The organism is Mesorhizobium sp. M7A.F.Ca.MR.362.00.0.0 (genome assembly GCF_004023175.1).
Classification (GTDB): Bacteria; Pseudomonadota; Alphaproteobacteria; order Rhizobiales; family Rhizobiaceae; genus Mesorhizobium.
The window spans coordinates 1-1,707 of record NZ_RZTF01000687.1 but is presented as its reverse complement, the minus strand read 5'-3'; the positions used below and the strand labels follow the sequence as shown (position 1 = coordinate 1,707).

Sequence of the window (1,707 nt, the reverse complement as noted above, 5' to 3'; positions counted from 1 at the left end):
CCGCCGCCGTCCGGTTCAGCTCCTCCAGCAGATACGCACGCTCCGCAGCCGGCAGGATGGCCAACTCGCGCACCGGCGTGTTGGGGGCATGCTCCAGCGCCTCTGTCAGTTGCTCGAGCGCGTGCTGCATGTAGCCGCAGACCCGATCCGCAGAGACAGGCTCGGCCACCTGCGCCGTCAAGCCGAGCGCCTCGCCATAATCCTCCACCGACAGGGTCAGCGGATAGTTGGTGCGTTCCTTGTCGCCCAGCCATTCCATGCCGGACAGACCATCTGCCGTCCCGGAGCCGGCCATGGCCGCCGGCGTATTGTGACGGTAGTTCAAAAGCGCGCCGAACAGCGGCGCCGGCGCCGCAACGCCGCTGCAGCGTTGCGCCAGCGCCAGCGAGGCATGCTCGTGCGCCAGCAGCTCGGAAAGCCTCGCATGCGTGGTCCGCACGCTCGCCGCGACCCCGGTCCCGTCCAGGTCAAGCCGCACAGGCAGGGTGTTGATGAACAGGCCCATCGTGCGGTCGGCGCCCGCGCCCGCCTGCATGCGGCCGAACAGCACCGTGCCGAACACCACCTGCTCTCGGCCGCTGCTGCGCGCCACCACCTGACCCCAGGCCAGATGGCAAAGGCTCGCCAGGCTCACCCCAAGCCGCCTCGCCTGTTCCCGCAGCCGATCATTGAGCGCCTGCGGCAGCATCCGATGCGCCTCGCCGACGCCGCCGCCGTCGCCGTAGACCTCGCTTAAGCCGAACGGCGTGGTCGGCTCATCGATGTCGGCCAGCATCGTCCGGAAGAACTGCTCATGCGCCTTGGCATCGACATCCAGCCGCGCCTGCGCCACCAGATTGCGGAACGGCTGCGGTGCTGGCAGCTCATGCCCGCGTCCCTCGAGCACGGCCCGCACCTCGGCATGCATCACTTCCAGCGTCGTGTGATCGCCGATCAGATGATGCTGCAGCTCCAGCAGCAGCCAGCGTGTGCTGCCGGGCTCGCGCGCGATCACAAACTGCAACAAGGGCGCCCGGCCAACATCGATGCGATGCCGCAGCGGATCAAACCGGCGCCTGAGCTCATCGGCGCCGGAACCGTCACAGGCATCCAGCTCGACCTCGCTCACCTCCAGCGGCGCACGACGCCACACCACCTGGGCCGGGCTCGACAGCCCCTCCCAGACAAAGGCCGTGCGCAGGGTGTCGTGCCGGTCCACCACCTGCTGAACCGCGCCAAGATAGCGCTCCAACAGGCCGCGATCGGCAAACGCCATCTGCGACACCAGCAGGTAGGGATCCCCCTTCGTCGCCAAAAGATGATGGAACAGGATGCCGTCCTGCAGCGGCGACAGGCCATAAATGTCCTGGATGTTGCCGACACCACCGGGCACCGTGGCGACGATCCGGTCGATCTCCGGCTGGGCCAGCTCGATGAGCGGCAGCATCTGCGGCGTAATCGCCGTGCTCTGTTCGGTGATCAGGTTGGCAGGCACCGCGACCTCGTGATGGCTGCCAAGGCTTGCGGCAAGATCGGCCAGCACCGGCCTGGCGAACAGGGTGCGCACCTCCACCCCAAGCGACAGCTGCCGCAGCCGCTCCATCAGCTGCACGGCCAGCAGCGAGTGGCCGCCGAGCTCGAAGAAGTGGTCGTGGCGCCCGACCCGCTCGACACCGAGAAGCTCCGCCCAGATCTGCGCCAGCGCCGTCTCGACCGCGCCGCGCGGCG

The 1,707-nt window shown here is 68.4% G+C and carries 1 protein-coding gene; it reads right to left on the bottom strand.

The features are described 5' to 3' along the window. On the bottom strand, positions 1-1,707 hold a 1,707-nt coding region (locus tag EOC06_RS36825), incomplete at both ends, for a condensation domain-containing protein (RefSeq protein ID WP_245470407.1).